Below are 15,173 nucleotides of genomic sequence, written 5' to 3'. Positions count from 1 at the left end.
ACACGCAAACGTCTCAGGGAGGAAAACGAGATGACACTGAACCCAACGCAGATGATGGCGCGGCTTGCCATGGCGGTCGCCGCATTGATTCTGGGCGCGCATCTGGCCCATGCCGAAACGGTCAACAAGGTTGCCATTCATGTTGATGAAGAAAGCATCCAGACCATGAACATGGCGCTCAACAACGCCCAGAACATCGCGGCCCATTACGAAGCGCAAGGCGAAGAGGTGATCATCGAAATCGTCACCTACGGACCGGGCCTGCACATGCTGCGCGCCGACACGTCGCCCGTCGCGCAGCGTATTTCGGTCATGGCACTCGAAATGGACAACATCTCGTTTTCGGCCTGTCTCAACACGGTCGAATCCATGAAGCAGAAATCTCAAAAGGATGTTCCACTCCTCAGCGAAGCTGTCGTGGTCCCCTCTGGCGCAGTCCGCTTGATGGAACTGCAACAGCAAGGGTATTCCTATCTCAGACCGTGAAGCGGGATCGGTTCGCAGGCAAGTCCTCACGCTCATGGCCCTTGTGGCGCGAGGCGGGAAATCTTGCGAAAGCCAATTGTTAACAAACGCTTAAATGGTCCGTTCCGGTCCTTTTGTTTCGCGCGCGAAACATTGGGGCCGGAACGGACCTAAGCCGCATATCCTGACGCTGCGGTTTGCCTCAGCTTTCGTTCGCGCCGCGCATCCGGCGGATGCTGCCCCGGATCGCCCGCCAGTATCCCGCCTCCTCTTCGTTGCCGGCAGCGGTGAAGTCCTGCTCCCGCTGGGCAGCTTCGTACTCCGCCCGATCACCGCGCACACGATACAGCGCATGTGCAATCTCGCTTGCTTTCATGGCATCCATGGGTTCCTCCTTTGCTGCCTCAGCGATAGGCTGCGCAAAAGGCTTTCGCCGTCTTGTCGTCAGAGCCTTTGGGGCTTGTGCCCCGCGCTCCGGTCATCGCCGAGGGAATGCAACCTATACACCATTTGCGGTTTTCGATCAAATCCGCGCCTTCGACCCGTTCGCAGCGAAACACAATTCGTCATGAGCGGATGAATTTGCAACGGCGGTCAGGGACACCTGTCAAAACGCTTGATTTACACGCCACCCTGACCACATCATGAAATATGAACAGTATCACACCGTTCCAAACACACGCGTCCACGCCCGAGCAGGTGGCCTTCCACCGAACCGAGCTGAACGAGATATTGTCGATCTACGGGCGCATGGTGGCCGCCGGGGAATGGCGGGATTACGGCATCTCGACCCTGCGTGACGTTGCGGTGTTCTCGGTCTTTCGTCGGACGGCGGAAAACCCGCTCTACCGTATCGAAAAGCGCCCCAAGATGCGCAACCGCCAGGGACAATACGCTGTCATCGGCATCGACGGTCAGGTGCTCAAGCGGGGCCATGACCTGCGCATGGTGCTCCGGGTGCTTGAGCGCAAATTGATCCGCGCCGTCGAATAACGCCTCTCCACAATCGCTCGAAGACGCGGTAATCGGCGGTCATGACGACATTGCCCGAGATATACGCCGCCCGTGTTGCGGACGGGTCTCTGACCCCTGACCCCGCGCAAGAGGCGGTGCTTCCTGAATTCGAGCGTATCCGTGCGGCACTGGCCGCGCCGGTGCGGAAAGGCCTGTTTCGCAAGGCACCCGAACCGCCCAAAGGGCTTTACCTGTGGGGCGGGGTCGGGCGCGGCAAGTCGATGCTGATGGATCTGTTCGTCGAAAGCCTGAACGCCCCTGCGCGACGGGTGCATTTCCATGCCTTCATGCAGGAAATCCACGCGGCCATTCACCAGGCCCGCAAGGACGGGGTCGAGGATGCGATCAAGCCGGTGGCGAAATCGGTTTCGGGTTCGGTGCGTCTGTTGGCGTTCGACGAAATGCAGATCACCGATATCACCGACGCGATGATCGTCGGACGCCTGTTCGAAAAGCTCTTCGCTGCGGGTGTGGTGGTTGTCACCACATCGAACCGTGTGCCGGACGATCTCTACAAGGACGGGCTGAACCGGCAGATTTTCCTGCCCTTCATCGACATGATCAAGACCCGGATGGTGGTGCATGAACTGACCTCGCCGACCGACTACCGACAGGACCGTCTGGCGGGAGAGCAGGTGTATTTCGCACCCAATGATTCACCGGCCAAAGAGGCGATCAACCGCATCTGGACCGAACTGACCGGCGGCGAACAGCACAGCCTGACGCTGCATGTGCAGGGCCGCCAGATCGAGCTGCCCCGGTTCCACAACGGGGTCGCGCGGGCGAAGTTCTACGATCTGTGCGGGCGCATGCTGGGTCCGGCGGATTACCTTGCGCTGGCGGATGCGGTGAGGGTGTTGATCATGGAGGACATTCCGCGACTGAGCCGCCAGAACTTCAACGAGGCCAAGCGGTTCGTCACGTTGATCGATGCGCTTTACGAGGCGAAGGTGCGGCTGATCGCGTCTGCTGCGGCAGAGCCCGAGATGCTTTATGTCGAGGGGACCGGGACGTTTGAATTCGAACGCACCGCAAGCCGATTGCGCGAGATGCAGGCCGAGGGCTGGGGCGAGGTCTGAGCGAAAAAAAGAGGTCCCGAAGGACCTCTGAGGCTGCTCGATCATTCTCGCCTGTGTTCAGGTCCTTGCTATACCTTACGTCGATGGAGGCGCGAGGGAGCGCCAGAGGGGTCTTCGAGGTATGGGTCGTTCTGGTCGGTTCCGAGCATTGTGCCGGAGCTTTGGCAAACCAATTCAACACGAACTGGGATACCGTGTAATCTCCTGTTCCGTGGTCACTTTCAAAGCAAGTCACGAACTCTGTGAATGTTGTGCCACAGTGATTCTCTCTGGTCAATATTTAGATAGTCATTCGCATCAATTTTGCAAATGTTGAGGGTTTACCCAGATGTTGCGGCTAATGCGCAGGCAAATTCAACACCATTCCGGGCTTGAGGCTGTCCGGGCTGGACATGGTGCTCGCGTTCTGACGGAAAATCTCGGACGACATGGAGGTGTCGCCGTAGAGCTTGATCGCGATGCTCAGCAAGGTGTCGCCGGGACGCACGAAATACGATCTGGTCGAGGGTGTGCGCGGGGTGCCTGTGCTGACCGGCTCGATCAGGGTGACGGGGCGGGTTGCCGTCGGCGCCGGGGTGCCGTTGGCGATGCTGCGCTGCACGACGCTGTGCAGCAGGCTGCCCGGTTGACCGGGGGCCGGGGTCTCGCCGGTGGTGACGGATTTCAGGTTCGAGATTGCGCTGAACGTCATGTCGCGCATGTTGGTCGGCTGACCGCTCGTTTCGCCCAAGCTCTGGACAGGGATGGCGATCTGGGATTGCACCGTGGATGCAGGCGCTTGTGCAAGGGGCGCGACAGTGACCGGCTGAGCGATCACGGCGGGCTGTGCCAGCGGATCGGCCCGCGTGACTGTGGGGGATGTGTCGGGCTCAAAGCTGCTTTGCGCGTGGCGCGGAGAGCCCGGCTGGAACACGATCAGAACGATGGTCAGCGCAATGAAGGCGGTGCCCATCAGGGCCATCCGGATCAGACCGGCATGTCTGGAGCTGTGCATCATTGTCCCACCGATATGTTGAGGCCAAGCGCGCTCCAGGTCGATGCACCGCCCCGGTAATACTTGATCTTGGCTGCCGGATATCCTGCCCCCAAAAGATGCTGGATCGCGTCGCGCGCGGTGCTGTCATCGGGGCCGTTGCCAAAGATCGCAAGCGTGAAGGCCCCGGCAAATCCGGGTGCCGTTTCAGGGTTGCTCACACCGAGGGCAGACAGCAGGTCCGCGCGATAGGGGTTGTCCGGCAGGAAGGTGGCGACAGGCACATTGACCGCACCGGGCACCGAACCCGACGAGAACGTCCCGGGCATGCGGACGTCGATCAGAAGGCCGGAGCCAGCGCTGACCGCGCTCTGCAGGAAGCCGATGACTTCGAGTTCGCCAAGCGTTTCGACGCCAGCGGCTGCCGTCATGGGTTGGATGCAGGAGGAGGGGCAGGACGGGCCGATGCGGGAGATCGTCAATTCCGCGCCATTCATGGTAAATGAGAACGCGCTTGCGCTTTCCGTGATCGCTGCGGATTGCGCGATCACCGGGCTGCCTGCAGCAATCCATGCTGCACTGACGGCGCACCGTGCTGATACCATTAAGCCACCTATTTGCCCCTTTAATGTGGGCACTGCTCTTTTTTATCGATATATAGGCGATTTGGGGCAATTTGGTCAATATAAAGTGACCTGATCGAAATTTGGGTCAACCGATCCGGCGCAGCACATGCCCGGCAAGGTAGAGCGATCCGCAAATCAACACGCGCGCCTGCGGTTCATTTGCTGCAATCTGCGTCAGCGCGGTTTCCACACTGTCGGCCTGATCTGCCTTCAGACCGACATCGCGCGCCGCTTGTTCAGTGTCTTCCGCACTCAGGGTGTTGGCCTCTCCGGGAATGGAGATTGCGGTCAGGTGGTCGGCGATACCGGCCAGGGGCCGCAGGTAGCCGCGCACGTCCTTGGTGTTGAGCATGCCGCAGATCAGATAGGTCGGACGTTTGGGAAGGCTGCGCAGGTGGGTGGCCAACGCCTCGCCTGCCGAGGGGTTGTGCCCGCCATCGAGCCAGAGGTCGGTTTGCGGTGCCAGATCGTTCAGGGATGTGCCCTTGAGGTGCTGCATCCGTGCAGGCCAGCGCGCATTTTGCACCGCGCCGTCAAACGCGGCCTCGGGCATGTTCAGATAGCGCAACGCTGCAAGCGCCGCACCTGCGTTCTGGATTTGGTGCTGTCCCGGCAGGTTGGGCAGGTCGAGGTCCAGCAGGCTGGTTTCGTCCTGATAGACCAGCCGGCCCCGCTCTTCGCCGACATGCCAGTGCTGTCCGTAGGCCAGCAAAGGCGCGCCAAGTCGGGCCGCCTGCGCCTCGATCACGTCCATCGCGTCGTCGTGCTGTGGACCGACGATGCAGGGCACGCCGCGCTTGATGATCCCGGCCTTTTCGCCCGCAATCTTGGCAAGAGTGTCACCCAGATAGCTTTCGTGATCCATGGAGACAGGGGTGATGATGGTCAGCGCGGGTGTGTCGATCACGTTGGTCGCGTCAAGCCGACCGCCCAGTCCAACCTCCAGCAGCGTGTAATCGGCAGGAGTGCGTGCAAAGGCCAGCAGGGCGGCGCAGGTTGTGATCTCGAAATAGGTGATCGTCGCACCGTCATTGGCGCGGTAGCATTCGTCCAGAATATCGGTCAGGTGCGCTTCGGAAATGAGATCTCCGGCGAGACGGATGCGTTCGTGAAACCGCGCAAGATGCGGCGAGGTATAGGCGTGAACGCTGTTGCCCACGGCCTCCAGCCCGGCGCGGATCATCGCCTGTGTCGATCCCTTGCCATTGGTGCCCGCGATATGGATCACCGGCGGCAGCGTGCGTTCGGGGTGATCCAGCGCTGCCAGAAGATGCCAGACACGATCCAGGGTGAGGTCGATCACCTTGGGATGCAGAGACATCATCCGTTCAAGGATGACGTCCGACCCGGTTTGTGTGTTCATCATTTCTGTTCGGAAGGGGCCGGGGGCACCGGCGTGATGTCGGCAGGGCCGGGTGCGGGCAGATCGCCCGACACGGGTGGGGGCATGTGCATCAGCATCCGGATGATCTGCACCAGTTCCTTGGGCATCTTGCGGCGGTCTGTCACCCGATCAAGCATTCCGTGTTCCAACAGGTATTCCGCGCGCTGGAACCCTTCGGGCAGTTTCTCGCGGATCGTCTGTTCGATCACGCGCGGACCGGCAAAGCAGATCAGGGCACCGGGTTCGGCGATCTGGACATCGCCCAGCATCGCGTAGGAGGCGGTCACGCCGCCGGTCGTGGGATGGGTCAGGATTACGATATAGGGCAGGTTCGCCTCTTTCAGCATCTGCACCGCAACGGTGGTGCGGGGCATCTGCATGAGGCTCAGGATGCCTTCCTGCATGCGTGCGCCGCCGGCTGCGGAAAAGAGCACCAGCGGTCGGCGCAGTTCGACGGCCTTCTCGGCGGCGGCGATGATCGCGTTGCCGACATACATGCCCATGGAGCCTGCCATGAAGCTGAAGTCCTGGGCTGCGGCCACGATGGGCGTGCGACCGATTTCGCCGGTGGCGACCAGCATCGCCTCTTTTTCGCCGGTGGATTTCTGGGCAGCCCGCATCCGGTCGGGATATTTCTTCTGGTCGCGGAAATGCAGTGGATCGTTCAGCGGTTCGGGAACCTCGACCTCGGTAAAGATACCGCCGTCGAACAATCCCTCGAAGCGTTCGCGGGGGGTGATGTTCATGTGATGGCCGCAATTGGAGCAGACATTGAGGTTGTCCGACATTTCGCGGTGGAACAGCATCGTTCCGCAATCGTCACACTTGACCCAGAGGTTCTCGGGGATCTCGCGGCGCGAAAAGATCGAGTTGATCCGGGGTCGGACGTAATTCGTGATCCAGTTCATGCAGTGCGGCTCCCGTCACCCTGTCTTAGCTGCGTGTGATCTAAGGCCCTTGCCGTGGAAATGCAATCAACCGTGCGGCGTGAGGTTTGACCGGGCCGGGCCGCGTTTGACGCCCAGTTGACGTTCCCGCCAGATGATCAGGACACCCGCCCCTACGATGACGACAGAGCCGATCATCGTGTGGATGGTCGGGATTTCGCCAAAGACCGTGTAGCCGATGATCAGGGCAAAAAGAATCGACGCGTAATCGAAGGGGGCGATCACCGCGGCCTCTGCATTGCGGTAGGCCTCAGTCAGCAGGATTTGCGCAACCCCACCTATGAAGCCCGCGCCGATCAGCTGACTGGCCGTGATCGCGTCTGGCATGACCCAGCCGAAGGGCGAGGTGAGCAGCGACAGGCAGGTTGCGGTGACGGCGAAATAGAACACGACAGACGATGTGGTTTCGTGCTGGACCAGCTTGCGGATATGTACATGCGCCAGAGCCTTGAACGCGGCAGAGGCCAGAACCAATGCCACACCCCACTTGGCGCTCGTTCCCATCGACTCGTTGCCCAGTTGTGGCAACATCACGATCACGACGCCAACAAGACCGATGACGACGGCTGACATCCGCACCAACCGTATCTTTTCCCCCAGCAACAGCGCGGCGAAAACCACGGTCATGATCGGCGCGGCATAGCCCAGGACCGTGACCTCGGGCAGGGGCAGGAGACCAAGTGCCGCAAATCCGCACGCCATGGCACTGACGCCGATCAGGCCGCGCCAGAAATGCCCCGCGGGGTTGCGGGTGCGCAAGCCGGTGCTGAGGTCACGCCGCAGGATCAGCCAGCCGATGATCACGGGAAGCGCGAAAAAGGACCGGAAGAACACCGCTTCGCCGGGCGGCACGACGTCAGAGCTGGCCTTGATCAGGGCTGCCATGAAGACGAATAGCAAGACGGCGCTGAGTTTCAGCACCATTCCGCGCAGCGGGGACATACGTTCTCCGGGTTCAGGTTATCATCACAACCTGCCCGCGTGGCGGGGGAAGGTCAATCCGGCGATCTTGCGCTGTTGCTCGGTTCAGGTCAGCAGCACTTCGTAGAGCAGTTTGAACGACACCACTGCAAGCGCGATCTCGATCAGGATGAAGAATGCACGTTCGGGCAGCGCGCGCGAGATCATCGACCCGCTCCAGGCACCGGCAAGGGCAAAGGGCGCGAGCCAGACCGCCTGCGAGACGCTGTCCCAGGTGATCTGCCCGGCAAGGATGAAGGGCGGGACCTTGATCAGGTTCACGATGGAGAAAAAGATCGCCGTGGTGCCGAGATAGACCATCTTGTCGAGCTTTTGGGGCAGCACATAGGCTTGGTAGGGCGGCCCCCCGGCATGCGAGATATAGCTGGTCAGCCCGGTCACGGTGCCCCAGAATAGGCCGCGCGGCACATCGGCGGGGCGTGCCACCACGGGGGTCTTGGAAAACCGACCCCGCAGCGCCGTGGCCAGGTAGTAGAGCCCGATGCCCGCGACCAGCAGCTTGCCCGCATCGCCCGGCACGAAGGACACGGCGGCAAATCCCACGAGGATGCCGACGACCGCACCCGGCAGGAGGATCTTGATATTGCGGAGCGAGAACGCCTTGCGGAAGAGGTAGACGGCATAGACATCGGCCACGATGTAGATCGGCAGCAACAGGCCAGCTGCGCGGGCCGGGTCCATGAAAAGGGACATCAACGGCACCGCGAGGATCGCGATCATCGGCACCCCGCCTTTCGACAGGCCCATCAGGAACGAGGCCAGCCCCGCGACGATCCAGAAATCCACTCCACGCCCCGCGTCATTGTTCCACGCACAGGTCGCATGTCGGATGGGGATTGCCAAGCTGCGGTGGGATCACCGCGCGCCAATTGTAGCAGGTGATTACGCCGTTTCGCGGCAATGCCTGCGGAAGGATCGTTTGAGCATGTCCAGTTCCGCACGCAGCAGCGACATTTCTGCGCGGATGTCTTCTCCGGCAGCATCACCCGCGATGATCGAGAAATTGCCGAGCGCCTGACCGAGCGTGGATTCCGAGATCATGAAGGTATGCACCCCGTCCGCCAGGAAATGCGTCGGAACCGGCACCTTGAGCAGCCATGAGCCGGGGTCCGGCAAAGGGTCGAGCGAGACGTCCGGAACGGGTTTGTCCTGCACCCGCACCTCGATCTTGGGGGTGGGGCTGTCGTCGCTGTCGCCTGCGATCACGCCTTCCCAGACACCTTCGAAGAAACGGGCTTTGGACATGGAATAGGCTGTCATGATCGGCTTCTCACATTTCGGCCCGGGGGCGACGGCTGAAATACAGGTCCCGCAGGATCACCTGGCTCATCTCTGGGTTTTCGAAGATCAGGTCAATCCAGACCTTCTCGACACGTTTTTCATTCAGCTTGGTATAGGCAAGGTCGAATTCCACCGCGAGTTCGCGGTCGTTGAGCGGCAGTTCGCGGACGATCTGTTCGGTGTTCGGACCGTGCTGGATGTTCAGACGGGCGAAGATCTCGAGCGGCCGTTCCAGTTCGACGATCAGGTCGCAGCGGATCAGGTGCTTGCGCTTGAGATTTACGGTGGCCTGCGGCGGCAGGTCGATGACCAGCGACAGGTAGGAGCCGTCAAAGCGGAACACGTCCAGCCGCAGTCCGTAGGCCGCCAGATCATCGGCGCTGGTGTTGCGCAACTGGCGCAGGGTCAGTTCGGATTGGGCGCAGTCGTGAAACAGCGTGACCTCGCGCCCGAGCATCGACTTGTTCTCGACCGAGGAAATGCCCTGAACCGGCAGGGGGCCGCACCAGATTTCCGGCCGCCAGGACCAATCCGCATCGTACGGGATCGGTACTGACTGGTTTCCGAGGACCGGCAGCGCAAGGCGGTCATCCGCGACGTGCAAAAGTTCATCCAGAAAGTACTTGAGCCGTCGTGCCGCGGCACGGTTCCGGCGCAGATCGCGCAGGTCCATGCTGCGCGCGGTCTCTGCCCAGCGGCGAAACCGTCTGAGCGCGGATTGCTGGATCACACGATCAAGAAGACCGGGTTTCATTTCCGTCATGAGCTGCTCGCCCCTGATGATGCCCTGTGTCCGTCACTGTTCCGTTCCGGTTGCCATCCATATTACAGATCGCGGCTTTCAAATAAACGGTCAAGTCGCGCTTCCAGAAGTTCCGTCGAAGGTTGCGACTGTTCTGCACTTGCGCGCGCGTCAGGAATCGCAGTAGCGCGAATGGCTGAAGAAACCGTGTTCAGGAACGCGGCCCCCTGCGCACCCAGCATCGGGCTGCCTTGCGGCGCGTAAAGCGTGACACCGATCAGGTGGCTGCCGATGACAAACGCACCGCGCCAGTGCCTGGGATCGCTGCCGTCGAAGGCGGATTCCCCTCCGGAAGCCATCTGACCCACGGCAAGCGCGCTGAGTTCGCGGTCCTGCAAGAGCGTGGCGCCCAGTGCATCCGCGAGGTCTGCCGGGCTTGGGGCCGCTCCCGCAGCGGGGCTGACGGTCACGGTCATCAGTGCGGGTTCGACGATCGGACCGTCCTGCCCGCCGGACATGATGTTGCAGCTTGCAATGGCCGCGAACCCGCCCAGCGTCGTGCTGCGCAACGTGGTGGGGTCGATGCAATAGCCATCAGGTCCGGAGACGGTGATCGCACCGCCCGCAAGCCGGGTCGAAGTGACCAGTTCAGGTGTCGCGGCCGCATCTGTCGCGAGCAAGGACATGCGACCGGATGCGCCTGTTTCACCGCATCCGGTCAGGTATGCCGCACCCAGAAGCGCGGCATACAAGCTATGACGTGACCTGATCAAAGATCCGAATACACGTGTTTTTCGCCCTCGGCCCCGGGATGGGTGACAGCCCCCTTGTAGGTCGGGCCGACAAGCTTGGCGAATTTCCAAACCGCACCCGACGTGTAGATCGTTTCACGCGGTCCGGCCCACTCTGACTTGCGCTTGGCCAGTTCCTCGTCCGACACATCGACCGAGAGCGCGCCCTTCACGGCGTCGATGGTGATCATGTCGCCATTCTTGAGCAACGCGATCGGGCCGCCCTGTGCTGCTTCGGGGCCAACGTGACCCACGCAGAAGCCGCGCGTTGCACCCGAGAATCGCCCATCGGTGATCAGAGCGACCTTCTTGCCCATGCCCTGACCCGACAGGGCCGCGGTGGTGGACAGCATTTCGCGCATGCCGGGGCCGCCGGCGGGCCCTTCGTTGCGGATGACAAGAACCTCGCCTTCCTTGTAGTCGCGCGCCTTGACGGCGGCAAAGGCGTCTTCCTCGCATTCGAACACGCGTGCCGGGCCGGTGAAGACCTGGCCCTCGGCCGGAATGCCCGCCACTTTCACGATGGCCCCTTCGGGAGCAAGATTGCCCTTGAGGCCGACAACGCCACCCGTCTTGGTGATCGGTGTCTCGATCGGGTAGATCACCTTGCCATCCGCAACGCGTTCGATGCGGTCAAGTTCTTCGCCGATGGTGCGGGTGGATGCGGTGATGCAGTCTTCGTGGATCAGGCCGGCCTTGCGCAGTTCCTTCATCACGACGGGAATGCCGCCCGCGTCGTAGAGATCCTTGGCGACATAGGCGCCACCGGGCTTGAGATCGACGAAATAGGGCGTGTCGCGGAAGATCTCGCACACGTCCTCGAGGTAGAACTCGATCCCGGCTTCATGCGCGATGGCAGGCAGGTGCAGACCGGCATTTGTCGAGCCACCGGTGCAGGCGACAACCCGCGCTGCGTTTTCCAGCGCCTTGCGGGTGACCACGTCACGTGCGCGGATACGCTGTTCGAGCAGGTCCATGACCGCGCGCCCGGACGCTTCGCCATATTGGTCGCGGGATTCGTAGGGAGCTGGCATGCCCGACGAATTGAACAGCGCCAGCCCGATGGCCTCGGAGACGCAGGCCATTGTGTTGGCGGTGAACTGACCACCGCAGGCACCGGCCGAGGGGCACGCTACGCGTTCCAGCATGTCGAGCGCCTTGTCGGACATCTCGTTGTTCTGATGACGGCCAACCGCTTCGAACATGTCCTGCACGGTCAGATCGCGCGAGCGGAAATCCTCGGGGATCTCGTCGACCTGCGGGGCACGGCCGGGCAGGATCGACCCGCCATAGATGAAGACGGACGGTACGTTGAGACGCACCATCGCCATCATCATGCCGGGCAGGGATTTGTCGCAGCCCGCAAGGCCGACAATCGCGTCATAGGAATGGCCGCGCATGGTCAGTTCGACCGTGTCGGCAATCGCCTCGCGCGAGGCGAGCGAGGAACGCATGCCTTCGTGACCCATCGCGATCCCGTCGGTGACGGTGATGGTGGTGAATTCGCGCGGCGTGCCCATCGCTTGTTTCACGCCCATCTTGACGGCTTGCGCCTGACGGCTCAGTGCGATGTTGCAGGGCGCGGCCTCGTTCCAGCAGGTGGCGACACCGACAAGCGGCTGATGGATTTCTTCCTCGGTCATGCCCATCGCATAGTAATACGACCGGTGCGGCGCGCGTTCCGGGCCTTCGGTGACGTGACGGCTGGGCAGTTTCGACTTGTCGAATGGACGCTTGAGCATGACGCTCCTCCCTGAATTCCTTGCTGCTTTCGGAATAGCGAACCGGGCAAGATGGCACAAGACATAGGGAAGGTTTGAAACCATTTCGAAATGGCTTGTGCCAAGCGCGTTCGAAAGGCTGCTCTAGAGGTCGAGCACCGCCGCGGCTGCATAGGTCGGGGCAAGCAGCAGACGGCGCAAGGGGCCAAGCGGAAAGCGGTCGGGCGGGCTGGCGAGAAACGCCGGGAACGGGCTGTTTTGCGGGCGTCCCAGAACCGTGTCGGCCAGCCGTGCGCCCAGATAACTGCCCATCGCCACGCCATTGCCGTGATAGCCCATCGCAGCAAAGAGGCCGGGCTGGTCAGGGACCGTGCCTGCAAAGGGTGTAAGGCTGCGCATCAGGCAGACGAGACCGGACCATTCATGAGTGATCTCGACATCTCGCCATTCGGGAAACAGAGTGTGGAAATCCGCACGGATCTTGCGGGACAATGCGGCTTCGGCCCGTGCCGTGGCGCGCAATCCGCCGCGCATTCCAAACAGGAACCGTCCATCCGGCATGAGGCGGAAATAATGCAGCAGGTTGCGGCTGTCATAGCACATCTGAAGGCTCGTCCAGCCCTGACGGGCTTGCTCGCTTTCGGTGATCGGACGGGTGACGATGATCGAGGATTGCACCGGCAGGTAGCGGGCGCGCAGCCAGTCAGACATGTCTTCGGACGAGTAGCCATTGGTCGCCAGAATGACCTTGTCGGCGGTGATCGTGCCTTTGGGGGTGGTTATGCGCCACGCAGCGCCGGTGGGCGTGATCGACAGCGCGGGGCTCTGGCCGAAAAACCGGACGCCTTGCTCCTTCACGGCGCGAGACAGCCCGGCATGGTATTTCGCAGGGTTGAGCGCAAAGCCGATGGGCAGGGTGACACCGCCGTGAAATTTGCCACCAAGGCCGCGCTGACAAAGCTCTTCGGCGCGGATGATGTCGGGGGCCACACCGTGGATCGCGGCTGTCTCGGCACTGGTTTCAACCATGTCTCGCATGGCCTTGGGCGTGTGCGCCAAAAGCGTTTCGCCCTCGGAATGGCGGTCTGCGTCGATGTCGTTGTCGGACAGCAGCGCGTCCACATGATCGACCGCCGCGCGTTCGGCCTTGTGCCATTCGGCGCGCTGATCCTGACCAAACCGACGGGCAATCACCCCTCCGCTCAGCTTTGCCCCGCCAAGACAACAGAACCCGCCATTGCGCCCCGAGGCGCCCCAGCCGGGTTGTTCGGCGTCGATCACAGTGGTTTCTGCACCTGCATTGGCCAAAGCGAACGCGGCGTTCAGCCCTGTGACTCCGCCGCCGATGATGGCGATCTCGGTTCTGTGGTCGCCCTCAAGCTGCGGATGATCTGCGGGCGGTGCGGTGTCGCGCCACCAGCAGCTTTGCGGTGTTCGGTAAGCCGCTTCCTCGTAGATGCGCTTCATGCAGGGCGTTCGGCCATACGTTCGTCGCGTGCCTGCCGGACCGCCGCTTGTTTGGTGATCAGGGATGCCGTGATAACGCCGACGGTGACAATGGCGATCATGATCGTGGAGAGCGCGTTGATTTCCGGGCTGACGCCAAGACGCACCGCGGAGAATATCTTGATCGGCAGCGTCGTGGCCGAGGGGCCGGTGGTGAAGCTGGCGATCACCAGATCATCCAGCGACAGCGTAAAGGCCAGCAACCAGCCCGAGATCACCGCGGGCGCTATGATCGGCAGGGTGACAAGCCGGAAGGCGTCGAAGGCGGAGCAGCCAAGATCAAGCGCCGCTTCTTCCAGCGATTGGTCAAAGCTGACGAGTCTCGAGGAGACGACAACCGACACGTAGCACATCGAGAAGGTGGTATGCGCGAGCACGATGGTGAGCACGCCCCGGTCGAGCCCGATGCCGATGAAGAGCAGCAGGAGCGACAGACCGGTGATGACTTCGGGCATCACAAGGGGCGCGTAGATCATGCCGGAAAACAGTGTGCGCCCCGAGAACCGTCCTGCGCGGACCAGCACATAGGCAGCCATCGTGCCCAGCACCGTGGCGATGGTGGAGCTCATCACGGCGACCTTGATCGTGACCCACGCCGCGTTCAGGAATTCCTCGTTGCGGATCAACTCTCCATACCATTGGGTCGAGAACCCGGCCCAGACGGTCACCAGTTTCGACGCGTTGAAGCTGTAGACCACGAGGATGATCATGGGGATGTAGAGGAACGCAAACCCCAGCGAGAGCGCGGTGGCGTTGAACCATGAAAAACGTCTCATCCTTCGGCCTCGCGCTGTTTCTGTTCGTTGCGCTGGAACAGGATGATCGGGATCACGAGGATCAAAAGCAGGATCACCGCAACAGCCGAAGCAACGGGCCAATCGCGGTTCGAAAAGAATTCTTCCCACAAAACCTTGCCGATCATCAGCGTGCCCGATCCGCCCAGCAGCGACGGGATCACGAATTCCCCGATCACCGGGATGAACACGAGGAAACAGCCTGCGATGATGCCGTTCTTCGACAGCGGGATGGTGACCAGCCAGAAGGCCGACAGGCGCGAACAGCCTAGATCTTCGGCAGCTTCGAGCAGGCTGTCATCCATCCGCTCGAGCGCGGAATAGATCGGCAGGATCATGAAGGGCAGGTAGGTGTAGACGATGCCGATATAGACGGCAGTGTTGGTGTTCAGAATGGTCAGCGGCGTGTTGATGACGCCCAGCCAGAGCAGGAACTGGTTCAGCAGACCCTCGTTCGCGAGGATGCCCATCCACGCATAGACCCGGATCAGGAAGCTGGTCCAGAAGGGCAGGATCACCAGCATCAGCAGCGTTGGCCGCCACTCGGGGGCGGCGCGCGCCATGGCATAGGCAATGGGATAGCCGACGATCAGTGTCAGTACCGTCGAGACCAGTGCGATCTGGAGCGAGCTGAGATAGGCCTTCCAGTAAAGGTCATCGGTGGTCAGGAACCAGAAATTGTCGAAATCGAGTTCGGCGAAGAACGAGACGAGTCCGCTCCACCCAGCCGCGAAATCGAGCTGCGGCATGTAGGGCGGACGCGCCAGCGCCACGTCCGACAGCGAGATCTTCAACACGATCACGAAGGGGATCAGGAACAGCGCGACCAGCCAGAGATAGGGCACCGCGATGAGGATGAAGCGGCGCAT

At 61.6% G+C, this 15,173-nt stretch carries 18 protein-coding genes; 4 read left to right on the top strand and 14 right to left on the bottom strand.

Features of this window, described 5'->3' with window-relative positions:
* Positions 1–30 precede the first annotated feature (30 nt).
* Positions 31–486 (top strand): DsrE family protein, encoded by a 456-nt coding sequence (locus IEV82_RS01300; RefSeq protein WP_229747629.1) that lies wholly within the window; start codon positions 31–33, stop codon positions 484–486.
* 181 nt (positions 487–667) lie between these two features.
* Here the strand turns inward: IEV82_RS01300 and IEV82_RS01295 are convergent, their stop codons facing one another.
* Entirely contained in the window at positions 668–850 is a 183-nt protein-coding gene (locus IEV82_RS01295; protein ID WP_188480139.1) for a hypothetical protein, read from the bottom strand.
* A 266-nt stretch (positions 851–1,116) separates the two neighbouring features.
* Between IEV82_RS01295 and IEV82_RS01290 the strand changes: the two genes are divergently transcribed.
* Together IEV82_RS01290 and zapE are read left to right on the top strand one after the other, a co-directional pair.
* On the top strand, positions 1,117–1,458 hold the full coding sequence (locus tag IEV82_RS01290; protein ID WP_188480138.1) for a DUF2794 domain-containing protein: 342 nt from the start codon (positions 1,117–1,119) through the stop codon (positions 1,456–1,458).
* A gap of 41 nt (positions 1,459–1,499) precedes the next feature.
* On the top strand, positions 1,500–2,558 hold the full coding sequence (zapE, locus tag IEV82_RS01285; protein WP_188480137.1) for a cell division protein ZapE: 1,059 nt from the start codon (positions 1,500–1,502) through the stop codon (positions 2,556–2,558).
* A 337-nt stretch (positions 2,559–2,895) separates the two neighbouring features.
* Here zapE and IEV82_RS01280 read toward each other — a convergent pair whose 3' ends face one another.
* Together IEV82_RS01280 and IEV82_RS01275 are read right to left on the bottom strand one after the other, a co-directional pair.
* Positions 2,896–3,552 carry a LysM peptidoglycan-binding domain-containing protein gene (locus IEV82_RS01280; RefSeq protein ID WP_229747628.1) on the bottom strand — a complete coding sequence of 219 codons (657 nt, stop codon included), beginning with the start codon at positions 3,550–3,552 and terminating at the stop codon, positions 2,896–2,898.
* Positions 3,552–3,962 (bottom strand): rhodanese-like domain-containing protein, encoded by a 411-nt coding sequence (locus tag IEV82_RS01275; protein WP_188480135.1) that lies wholly within the window; start codon positions 3,960–3,962, stop codon positions 3,552–3,554. The genes IEV82_RS01280 and IEV82_RS01275 overlap by 1 nt, the downstream gene beginning before the upstream one ends.
* 34 nt (positions 3,963–3,996) lie before the next feature.
* Between IEV82_RS01275 and IEV82_RS01270 the strand changes: the two genes are divergently transcribed.
* A complete protein-coding gene (locus IEV82_RS01270) occupies positions 3,997–4,230 on the top strand; it encodes a hypothetical protein (RefSeq protein WP_188480134.1) in 234 nt (77 codons plus the stop codon).
* A gap of 12 nt (positions 4,231–4,242) precedes the next feature.
* Here the strand turns inward: IEV82_RS01270 and IEV82_RS01265 are convergent, their stop codons facing one another.
* The 11 genes from IEV82_RS01265 to IEV82_RS01215 form a co-directional block, all read right to left on the bottom strand.
* The gene (locus tag IEV82_RS01265; protein ID WP_188480133.1) at positions 4,243–5,520 is read right to left on the bottom strand and encodes a bifunctional folylpolyglutamate synthase/dihydrofolate synthase; all 1,278 of its coding nucleotides are present in this window, start codon (positions 5,518–5,520) and stop codon (positions 4,243–4,245) included.
* On the bottom strand, positions 5,520–6,449 hold the full coding sequence (gene accD / locus IEV82_RS01260; protein ID WP_188480132.1) for an acetyl-CoA carboxylase, carboxyltransferase subunit beta: 930 nt from the start codon (positions 6,447–6,449) through the stop codon (positions 5,520–5,522). The genes IEV82_RS01265 and accD overlap by 1 nt, the downstream gene beginning before the upstream one ends.
* 66 nt (positions 6,450–6,515) lie before the next feature.
* Positions 6,516–7,430, bottom strand: coding sequence for a DMT family transporter (locus tag IEV82_RS01255; RefSeq protein ID WP_188480131.1), 915 nt, complete (start codon positions 7,428–7,430; stop codon positions 6,516–6,518).
* Positions 7,431–7,514: 84 nt separating this feature from the next.
* Positions 7,515–8,255, bottom strand: coding sequence for a sulfite exporter TauE/SafE family protein (locus IEV82_RS01250; RefSeq protein ID WP_229747627.1), 741 nt, complete (start codon positions 8,253–8,255; stop codon positions 7,515–7,517).
* A gap of 96 nt (positions 8,256–8,351) precedes the next feature.
* On the bottom strand, positions 8,352–8,729 hold the full coding sequence (locus IEV82_RS01245) for a hypothetical protein (protein ID WP_188480130.1): 378 nt from the start codon (positions 8,727–8,729) through the stop codon (positions 8,352–8,354).
* A 10-nt stretch (positions 8,730–8,739) separates the two neighbouring features.
* Positions 8,740–9,513 carry a DUF6478 family protein gene (locus IEV82_RS01240; protein WP_188480129.1) on the bottom strand — a complete coding sequence of 258 codons (774 nt, stop codon included), beginning with the start codon at positions 9,511–9,513 and terminating at the stop codon, positions 8,740–8,742.
* 62 nt (positions 9,514–9,575) lie between these two features.
* Positions 9,576–10,178, bottom strand: a complete 603-nt coding sequence (locus IEV82_RS01235; protein ID WP_188480128.1) for a dihydroxy-acid dehydratase — start codon at positions 10,176–10,178, stop codon at positions 9,576–9,578.
* A gap of 83 nt (positions 10,179–10,261) precedes the next feature.
* The gene (ilvD, locus tag IEV82_RS01230) at positions 10,262–12,025 is read right to left on the bottom strand and encodes a dihydroxy-acid dehydratase (protein WP_188480127.1); all 1,764 of its coding nucleotides are present in this window, start codon (positions 12,023–12,025) and stop codon (positions 10,262–10,264) included.
* A gap of 123 nt (positions 12,026–12,148) precedes the next feature.
* Positions 12,149–13,471, bottom strand: a complete 1,323-nt coding sequence (locus tag IEV82_RS01225; protein ID WP_188480126.1) for an NAD(P)/FAD-dependent oxidoreductase — start codon at positions 13,469–13,471, stop codon at positions 12,149–12,151.
* Positions 13,468–14,286, bottom strand: a complete 819-nt coding sequence (locus IEV82_RS01220) for an ABC transporter permease (protein WP_188480125.1) — start codon at positions 14,284–14,286, stop codon at positions 13,468–13,470. Before IEV82_RS01220 ends, IEV82_RS01225 begins: the two co-directional genes overlap by 4 nt.
* Positions 14,283–15,173 carry an ABC transporter permease subunit gene (locus IEV82_RS01215; protein ID WP_188480124.1) on the bottom strand — a complete coding sequence of 297 codons (891 nt, stop codon included), beginning with the start codon at positions 15,171–15,173 and terminating at the stop codon, positions 14,283–14,285. Before IEV82_RS01215 ends, IEV82_RS01220 begins: the two co-directional genes overlap by 4 nt.

Origin of the sequence: Marivita lacus (assembly GCF_014637725.1) — a bacterium.
Lineage (GTDB): Bacteria > Pseudomonadota > Alphaproteobacteria > Rhodobacterales > Rhodobacteraceae > Marivita > Marivita lacus.
The sequence above is the reverse complement of the archived record's forward strand: the minus strand, read 5'-3'. Positions and strand labels throughout refer to the sequence as shown.

What these genes read in the sequence shown, in the direction of transcription:
- IEV82_RS01235 (WP_188480128.1), bottom strand. Translation starts at nt 10,178, where the DNA reads ATGTCCTTGCTCGCGACAGATGCGGCCGCGACACCTGAACTGGTCACT.
- IEV82_RS01265 (WP_188480133.1), bottom strand. Translation starts at nt 5,520, where the DNA reads ATGAACACACAAACCGGGTCGGACGTCATCCTTGAACGGATGATGTCT.
- accD (WP_188480132.1), bottom strand. Translation starts at nt 6,449, where the DNA reads ATGAACTGGATCACGAATTACGTCCGACCCCGGATCAACTCGATCTTT.
- IEV82_RS01245 (WP_188480130.1), bottom strand. Translation starts at nt 8,729, where the DNA reads ATGACAGCCTATTCCATGTCCAAAGCCCGTTTCTTCGAAGGTGTCTGG.
- zapE (WP_188480137.1), top strand. Translation starts at nt 1,500, where the DNA reads ATGACGACATTGCCCGAGATATACGCCGCCCGTGTTGCGGACGGGTCT.
- IEV82_RS01300 (WP_229747629.1), top strand. Translation starts at nt 31, where the DNA reads ATGACACTGAACCCAACGCAGATGATGGCGCGGCTTGCCATGGCGGTC.
- IEV82_RS01225 (WP_188480126.1), bottom strand. Translation starts at nt 13,471, where the DNA reads ATGAAGCGCATCTACGAGGAAGCGGCTTACCGAACACCGCAAAGCTGC.
- IEV82_RS01295 (WP_188480139.1), bottom strand. Translation starts at nt 850, where the DNA reads ATGGATGCCATGAAAGCAAGCGAGATTGCACATGCGCTGTATCGTGTG.
- IEV82_RS01290 (WP_188480138.1), top strand. Translation starts at nt 1,117, where the DNA reads ATGAACAGTATCACACCGTTCCAAACACACGCGTCCACGCCCGAGCAG.
- IEV82_RS01275 (WP_188480135.1), bottom strand. Translation starts at nt 3,962, where the DNA reads ATGACGGCAGCCGCTGGCGTCGAAACGCTTGGCGAACTCGAAGTCATC.
- IEV82_RS01270 (WP_188480134.1), top strand. Translation starts at nt 3,997, where the DNA reads ATGCGGGAGATCGTCAATTCCGCGCCATTCATGGTAAATGAGAACGCG.
- IEV82_RS01215 (WP_188480124.1), bottom strand. Translation starts at nt 15,173, where the DNA reads ATGCGCCGCTTCATCCTCATCGCGGTGCCCTATCTCTGGCTGGTCGCG.
- IEV82_RS01220 (WP_188480125.1), bottom strand. Translation starts at nt 14,286, where the DNA reads ATGAGACGTTTTTCATGGTTCAACGCCACCGCGCTCTCGCTGGGGTTT.
- IEV82_RS01255 (WP_188480131.1), bottom strand. Translation starts at nt 7,430, where the DNA reads ATGTCCCCGCTGCGCGGAATGGTGCTGAAACTCAGCGCCGTCTTGCTA.
- IEV82_RS01240 (WP_188480129.1), bottom strand. Translation starts at nt 9,513, where the DNA reads ATGACGGAAATGAAACCCGGTCTTCTTGATCGTGTGATCCAGCAATCC.
- IEV82_RS01280 (WP_229747628.1), bottom strand. Translation starts at nt 3,552, where the DNA reads ATGCACAGCTCCAGACATGCCGGTCTGATCCGGATGGCCCTGATGGGC.
- ilvD (WP_188480127.1), bottom strand. Translation starts at nt 12,025, where the DNA reads ATGCTCAAGCGTCCATTCGACAAGTCGAAACTGCCCAGCCGTCACGTC.